The organism is Actinotalea ferrariae CF5-4, from assembly GCF_000603945.1.
Taxonomy (GTDB): Bacteria; Actinomycetota; Actinomycetes; order Actinomycetales; family Cellulomonadaceae; genus Actinotalea; species Actinotalea ferrariae.
This window is the reverse complement of record NZ_AXCW01000189.1, coordinates 1-8,145: the sequence shown is the minus strand read 5'-3', so window position 1 is coordinate 8,145 and position 8,145 is coordinate 1. Positions and strand designations below refer to the sequence as shown.

At 69.9% G+C, this 8,145-nt stretch carries 5 protein-coding genes; all 5 read left to right on the top strand.

The window, feature by feature from the left end:
* The coding region (locus N866_RS21435; RefSeq protein ID WP_034227409.1) for a hypothetical protein at positions 1–896 on the top strand (896 nt) is incomplete at its 5' end.
* Positions 897–901: 5 nt separating this feature from the next.
* A complete protein-coding gene (locus tag N866_RS13995) occupies positions 902–2,521 on the top strand; it encodes a class I SAM-dependent DNA methyltransferase (protein ID WP_034227407.1) in 1,620 nt (539 codons plus the stop codon).
* The gene (locus N866_RS13990) at positions 2,518–3,693 is read left to right on the top strand and encodes a restriction endonuclease subunit S (RefSeq protein WP_081802658.1); all 1,176 of its coding nucleotides are present in this window, start codon (positions 2,518–2,520) and stop codon (positions 3,691–3,693) included. Before N866_RS13995 ends, N866_RS13990 begins: the two co-directional genes overlap by 4 nt.
* A 58-nt stretch (positions 3,694–3,751) precedes the next feature.
* Entirely contained in the window at positions 3,752–6,964 is a 3,213-nt protein-coding gene (locus N866_RS13985) for a type I restriction endonuclease subunit R (protein ID WP_034227405.1), read from the top strand.
* Complete coding sequence (locus N866_RS13980; protein WP_034227404.1) at positions 6,961–8,028, top strand: restriction endonuclease; 1,068 nt, start codon at positions 6,961–6,963, stop codon at positions 8,026–8,028. The genes N866_RS13985 and N866_RS13980 overlap by 4 nt, the downstream gene beginning before the upstream one ends.
* Positions 8,029–8,145: the final 117 nt, after the last annotated feature.

Sequence of the window (8,145 nt, the reverse complement as noted above, 5' to 3'; positions counted from 1 at the left end):
AGACGACCGGTGGATCAGGGCTCAGCGGAACGGCGCTGGACCCGGTCGCCGCCACGGACCTCGTCACCGACCTCCTGTCGACCACGCCGTACCGGGCAGCGACGCACGCGTTCCGCTTCGCCCGGCTCGTGCCGACCACGACGGTCATCGCCGCCTCCGGGGACCTTCTCACCGTCCGGCCCCCGAGCCGACGGCCCCGCACGCACGCCGCCGGGATCGCTCTCGCGCTGCATGAACTGCTCGCGCAGGCTGACACCGACGGCGACGCCACGCTCACCCCGTGGCAGGTCGTCCCGGGCGAGGTCGGTGGGCCGGTCCTGGTGACCCTGGGCCGGCTTATCGACCTCGGCCACCTGCGCCTTCTGCCGGGGAACCGCATGGCTGAGGATGACCTCGCCGACGGAACGGGGGGCGTAACGGTGCACACCTTCCAGACGCTCACTGCACCCCTGCCCAGCCGCCGCAGCATCGACCGTCTCCACCTGGCCGCTGCCTACCCTGCGAGCCGCTTCACCCAGGCAGGCGACGTCGTCTTCTGCACCGCACCACGTCCCACGGCGCTTGTGGACCGCGACGGCCTTGCCGTCGTCGCCGCCCCCGTTCGCGTGCTGCGAGTGGCGTCGTCTGCGCCGCCCGGGCTGGTCCCCGAGGTGGTCGCCCACGCCGTGCGGACGGCCCCCGGCCACGGCGACTGGCGCGCCTGGCCCGTCCCGCTGCTGCCGACCGCCCAGGCGGCGACCGTGCGGGACGCCCTCACCGAGGTAGACGCCGCTCGCCTCGCCCTCACCGCGCGCCTGGCCGCCCTGGACGACCTGACCGCCGGGCTCGTCGAGGCGACGTCATCCGGCGCGGTGTCCCTCCTGCCCCCGATCCGCCCCACCCAGATGGAAGGCTGACCCGCATGCCCCCCCGCAAGCGCCCCGACCCCACCGCTCCCATGACGATGAAGGAGCTCAAGGACACCCTGTGGAAGGCAGCCGACAAGCTCCGCGGGTCGATGGACGCCTCCCAGTACAAGGACGTGATCCTCGGCCTGGTCTTCCTCAAGTACGTGTCCGACGCGTTCGACGAGCGCCGCGAGCAGATCCGCGCGGACCTGGCCGCCGAGGGCTACCGCGAGGACCAGATCGAGGGCCTGCTCGACGAGCGCGACGAGTACACCGGCCACGGAGTGTTCTGGGTCCCGGCCACAGCGCGCTGGGCCTACCTCGCCCAGCACGCCAAGGGCCTCCCTGCCGAGGCCAGTCGACCCGCGCAGACCATAGGCGAGCTCGTCGACGGAGCGATGGACCACATCATGGGCGCCAACGCCTCCCTAGCCGGCACGCTCCCACGGATCTACAACCGGGACAACGTCGACCAGCGCCGCCTGGGCGAGCTCATCGACCTGTTCAACGACGCCCGCTTCCGTGGCAATGGCGCCACCCGGGCACGTGATCTTCTGGGCGAGGTTTACGAGTATTTCCTTGGGAAATTCGCTGCCGCCGAGGGCAAGCGCGGGGGCGAATTTTATTCGCCCCCCGGGGTGGTTCGCGTTCTTGTCGAAGTGCTTGAGCCTTACCGCGGACGTGTTTACGACCCCTGTTGTGGGTCAGGCGGGATGTTCGTTCAGACGGAGAAGTTCCTCGAGCGGCACCACGCCGACACCCAGGCGATCAGCGTCTACGGGCAGGAGGCCAACGAGCGCACCTGGCGCATGGCGAAGATGAACCTGGCCGTGCACGGGCTCAACGCCAACCTCGCTTCCCGGTGGGGTGACACCTTCGCCCGCGACCAGCACGCCGACGTCCTTATGGACTACACGCTCGCGAACCCCCCTTTCAACATCAAAGACTGGGCGCGCTCGGAGTCCGACCCCCGGTGGGTCTACGGCGTCCCTCCGGCCGGCAACGCCAACTACGCCTGGATCCAGCACATCCTGTCCAAGCTCGCCCCCGGCGGTTCGGCCGGCGTCGTCATGGCCAACGGCTCCATGTCGACCAACAGCGGCGGGGAGGGTGAGATCCGGGCGCGCATCGTCGAGGCCGATCTCGTGTCCTGCATGGTGGCCCTGCCCACCCAGCTGTTCCGGTCCACCGGCATCCCGGTGTGCCTGTGGTTCTTCGCCACCGACAAGGCCGCCGGCCCCCGGGGCGCTGTCGACCGGACCGGGCAGGTCCTGTTCATCGACGCCCGCGACCTCGGGCACATGGTCGACCGCGCCGAGCGGGCCCTGTCCGAGGAGGACATCGCCCGCATCGCCGACACCTTCCACGCCTGGCGCGGCACCCCCTCCGCCGTCCGGGCAGGTCTTACGTACGGCGACGTGCCTGGGTTCTGCCGGTCCGCGACGCTCACGGAGGTCAAGGAGGCCGGGTACGCGCTCACACCGGGGCGGTACGTCGGGGCTGCGGAGGCGGCGGCCGACGGTGAGCCGATCGAGGAGAAGATCGAGCGGCTGCGCGGCGAGCTGTTCGCTGCGTTCGACGAGTCCGCACGCCTCGAGAAGGTCGTCCGCGAGCAGCTGGAGCGGTTCTCGTGAAGGTTCTGAAGCTTGGAGACGCGGTTGAGTACCTCCTCGATCACCGGGGCAAGACCCCGAAGAAGTTAGGGGGTGACTTCGTTGCTGCGGGCGTTCCGGTGGCATCGGCGATGCTCGTGCGAGGTGGTCGTCTGCACCTTGATGAAGCGCGGTACGTCACGCCGGAAATGCATCGGAAGTGGATGCCGCAGCCGACCCGTGCGGGTGACGTGCTCCTCACGAGTGAGGGGCCGTTGGGAAGGGTTGCGAGAGTACCGAACGACCGTCCGCTTGTGCTTGGTCAGCGGCTCTTCGCCCTTCGGGGTCGCGTGGGAGTGCTTGACTCGGGCTACCTGTACTACGCACTGCAGACCGAGCGCCTCCAGAGCCAACTCATCGCGCATGCCACTGGAACGACAGTCCACGGCATTCGACAAGCGTCGCTTCGTCAATTGGAGTTGCCCGCCCCGGCCTACACGGAGCAGCGGGCGATCGCCGAGGTGCTGGGAGCGTTCGACGACAAGATCGCCGCCAACGCTCGGATGACGAGAAGGCTCGAAGCGCTCACCTTGACCCTCGCGGCCGACGCGCGGCCGTGCACGCCGCTCGGAGAGATCGCAACGGCGATGCGGAGGATGGTCGCCCCTACGTCGCTCTCGGATGATGTCGTGGACCTGTACAGCCTGCCCGGCTTCGATGCCGGACAGGTTGCAGAGCGTGTGGCGCCAGCGTCCATCAAGAGCGGCAAGTTCGCGATCTCGAGTCCGGCCGTTCTCGTCTCGAAGCTCAATCCTCGAATCCCGCGTATCTGGGAAGTGCCGGTCGCCGGGGCGGCACCGGCTCTCGCGTCAACCGAGTTCGTCGTTCTACACCCGTTGGAAGCGACAACGGCCGTTCTGTGGGCGCTTGTCGCCCAGCCGTCATTCAGTGAGTCGCTGGAGGCGAAGGTGGCCGGCACGTCCGGTTCGCACCAGCGCGTGAAGCCCGACGAGGTGCTGGCGACGCTGATCGGTGACCCAGCGTCTCTGAGCGAGGGGCGGCGGTCTGAGATCGACGCGCTGCGGGCGCGGACTCACGCCGCTCTCTCCGAGAGCGTCCGCCTCGCTGCTACGCGGGACTCGCTGTTGCCCGTACTGATGTCCGGCGCGCTTCGGGTCAAGGACGCCGAACAGCTCGCCGAAAACCTCACCTAGAGCACTCGTCACACGCAAGGGGAACCATGACCACCATCGGACCCGACGGGAAGCGACCATGAACCGCCACCTGTCCGAGGACGACTGGGAGAGCCTGGCCATGGAGGTCTTGGGGGACCTCATGTGGGAGCCGGTGCACGGCTCGGCGATCGCGCCCGGGTCCGGGGAGCGGGAGAGCTGGGACGAGCTCGTCATCCCGTCGCGCTTGCGGAGAGCGCTGCGCGATCTGAACCCGAAGGTCCCACGGGAGTACCTCGAGCAGGCGCTCGCGGCGATCCTCGCGCCCACGTCCCAGGACGCCATCACGGAGAACCACCGGCTGCATGCCTTCCTCACCGAGGGCTTTCGCGGCATCACGTACATCGACGGGGACGGGCAGGAGCAGACTCCGACGATCCGCCTGGTCAGCACGGAGCCGAGCGAGAACGACTGGCTGGTCGCGAACCAGGTGACCATCGCCCGCGGCGACCGAGAGCGCCGGTTCGACGTGGTGCTCTACCTCAACGGGCTGCCAGTGGCGGTCATCGAGCTCAAGCGGGCCGGCAGCGCGACAGCCGACGTCGGCGCGGCGCACGCTCAGCTCCAGACCTACCTGCGCGAGTTCCCGCTCGCGTTCAGGTTCGCCGTGCTAGCCGTCGCCTCCGACGGCATCCTGGCCCGCTACGGCACGCCGTTCACGCCCCTGCATCACTTCGCGCCGTGGAACGTGGACGAGGAGGGGCAGCCGGTCCCGTCGTCGGCTAGGGCCGAGGGGGACACGGCGCTGGACCTGCTGCTGTGGGGGCTCTGCAACCAGCTCCGGTTCCTGCAGCTGCTGACCGGGTTCGTCGCGTTCGACCAGGGCGAGGACGGACTGAGCAAGCGGATCGCCAAGCCGCACCAGTACTTCGCCGTGACCAAGGCCGTCGGTGCGACGGTCCAGGCGGTCGCGACCCACGGCCGGGCCGGCGTCGTCTGGCACACGCAGGGCTCCGGCAAGTCGATGGAGATGGAGCTCTACGCCAACCAGGTGCTGCGGCACCCGCGGATGGCGAACCCGACCGTCGTGGTCGTCACCGACCGCAACGAGCTCGACGGCCAGCTGTACGAGACCTTCGCCCGGAGCCTGCTGCTGCCGGAGAAGCCCGTCCAGGTCCGCCGGCGCGCCGAGCTGCGGGCCGAGCTGACCGGCCGGGCGTCCGGCGGCATCTACTTCACCACCCTGCAGAAGTTCGGCCGCACCCTCGCCGAGCGGGAGTCCGGAGCCGAGCACCCGCTGCTGTCGGACCGGCCCAACATCGTCGTCGTCGTAGACGAGGCTCACCGCAGCCACTACGACGACCTCGACGGCTACGCCCGCCACCTTCGCGACGCCCTCCCGCACGCGACCCTCATCGCGTTCACCGGAACCCCGATCTCCTTCGCCGACCGCAACACCCGCGAGGTCTTCGGGGACTACATCGACATCTACGACCTCACCCGTGCCGTAGACGACGGCGCCACCGTCCCCGTCTACTTCGAGTCGCGCCTGGTCAAGGTGCGGCTCGCCGAGTCGGTCACCGAAGACCTCATCGACGCCGCCGCCGACGAGGCGACGGCCGGGCTCGACGACGCCGAGCGCGACCGCATCGAGAAGTCCGTCGCCGTGGTCAACGCCGTCTACGGCGCCCCCGAGCGGCTCAGGGTCCTCGCCCATGACCTGGTGACCCACTGGGAGACCCGCCGGGCGGCGATGTCCGCGGCGCTGAGCACCCCGGAGCGGCCGCAGGTGCCGGGCAAGGCGCTCGTGGTCGGGGCCACCCGGGAGATCTGCGCCCGGCTCTACGCCGAGATCGTCGCCCTGCGACCCGACTGGCACGCGGACGCGCTCGACGCCGGCGTGGTCAAGGTCGTGTACTCCGGCACCGCCTCCGACGCGCCGCCGGTCGCCGACCACGTGCGCCGGGACTCGGAGAACGCGGTCATCAAGCAGCGTCTCAAGGACCCGGACGACCCGCTGGAGATCGTCATCGTCAAGGACATGATGCTCACCGGGTTCGACTCCCCACCGCTGCACACCCTCTACCTCGACCGGCCCTTGCGCGGGGCGCTGCTCATGCAGACCCTCGCCCGGGTGAACCGCACCTTCCGCGGCAAGCAGGACGGCCTCCTGGTCGCCTACGCACCCCTGGCGGACAACCTGGCCAAGGCCCTGGCCGAGTACACGCAGACCGACCAGGAGACCAAGCCCATCGGCCGGTCTGTCGAGGACGCCGTCGCGCTCGTGCACGAGCTGCTCGGCCGCCTACGGCACCTGCTCACCGGCTACGACTGGCAGGCGGCGCTGGCCCTGCCCGGGCCGCGGGCGTACATCAAGGCGGTCTTCGGTGCGGTCGAGCACGTGCGTCGGCCCCGGCCCGACGACCAGGGCGACGATGGTGAGAGCGTCGCCGCGCAGTACCGCCGCGTCGCCGGACAGCTGTCCCGGGCGTGGGCGATCGCCGGGGGCACCGACGAGCTCGCCGCAGTCCGGGACGAGGCGCGGTACTTCGAAGAGGTCCGCGTCTGGATGGCGAAGTTCGATGCGGAGGAGCGCCAGGCGCGGGGGGAGCCGATCCCCGAGGAGGTCCAGCGGGTCCTCAACGAGCTCGTCGCCGGTGCAGTGGTCTCCACCGAGGTGCTCGACATCTACGACGCCGCTGGTGTGCCCCGGCCGGAGCTCACTGCCCTCGACGAGGACTTCCTCGCCCAGGCGAGGGACTCCGAACGGCCGCACCTGACCGTCGAGGCGCTACGGGCGCTCATCCTGGCCGAGGGGCGCGCCGCGACGCGCAACAACCTCGTGCGCCAGCGGGCCTTCTCGGAGCGGCTGCTGGAGCTCATGACCCGGTACACCAACCAGCAGCTGACGTCGGCCGAGGTGATCGCCGCGATGATCGCCCTCGCCCAGGAGGTCGCTCACGAGAAGAACCGCGGCGCCGACTTCGACCCCCCGCTGGACGAGGACGAGCTCGCCTTCTACGACGCCGTCGCCACGAACGAGTCCGCTGTCGAGGTCCAGGGAGAGGGCGTCCTGGCGGACATCGCCCGCGAGCTCGTCGCGATCATGCGCCGGGACGTCAAGACCGACTGGACCGTCCGGGACGACGTCAAGGCGAAGCTCCGCTCCTCGATCCGGCGGTTGCTGGTGAAGTACGACTACCCGCCGGACAAGCAGCAGGGCGCGATCCGCCTCGTCATGGAGCAGATGGAGTCCATGGCACCGCGCTTGGTCGACGGACGACGCGAGAGGCACCCGGGAGGCACACTGTGACCAAGGCATGGCTGATCCGGGCCGGCCGCGCCGGCGAGCGCGAGCAGTGGGCGCTGAAGAACGGCGTCAGTGGAGGCGGGTTCCACGAGGTGGCAGACCTCACCCCGGCCACCACCCGCGAGGACGTCGCGGTCCGGGTCGCCGACGGCTTCCCCGGGGCGGCCGACGGCAAGCTGCAGAACTTCACTGCTCAGCTGTGGGCCCTGCGGAACCGCATGGACCACGGGGACTACGTGGTCATGCCTCTGAAGGACACCCCGCACCTGGCGATCGGCCGCGTGACGGGCGACTACGAGTACCGCACGGACCCTGACCCGACGCTGCGCCACGTCCGACCGGTCCAGTGGCTCGTCACGGACGTGCCGCGCACCGCGATCAAGCAGGACCTGCTGTACTCCCTCGGCGCGTTCCTGACGATCTGCGAGGTCAAGCGCAACGACGCCGCGCACCGCATCGCGGTCGTCGCGGACAAGCGCATCGACCCCGGAGCGCGCCCCGGGCACGGAGAGCTCACCACCCCGGTCAAGCCGGGCCAGCCGGCGGACACCACCGTGGACGAGCCTGACTCCGACACCGAGGGGATCGACGTCGAGCAGTACGCCCTGGACCGCCTGACGAGCTACTTGATCGAGACCTATGCCGGGCACAAAATGCAGTACCTCGTCGCGGCCGTGCTGACCGCCGAGGGCTTCACCTGCACCGTTCCCGGCGCCGGTCCCGACCAGGGCATCGACGTCCTGGCCGGCACCGGCCCCCTCGGTCTCGACGAGCCGCGGCTGGTCGTCCAGGTCAAGAGCGAGGCCGGGGCCGTCGGCTCCTCAGTGGTCCAGCAGCTGCTCGGCACCATGAGCGGCCACCAGACCCAGCAGGGCCTGCTCGTGGCGTGGGGCGGGCTGACCAAGCCGGCCGAGCAGATCGTCTCCCAGAACTACTTCAGGGTCCGCGTGTGGTCGGCCAGCGACCTCCTCCAGGCGATCTTCCGCAACTACGACCGACTGCCCGAGGAGATCCGCACCGAGCTCCCGCTGAAGCGCGTGTGGACGCTCGTGGAGGAGCCCGGCTGAGCGACGGCCGACCGCGATGCACGGGTCGATGCCTCGGCAGGGCCTGCAAGACGTACGCGTTCGCTCGAGTGCGGCCCTGGGCTCAACCACCACTGGGGCCTACCCCCGGATCTTGGA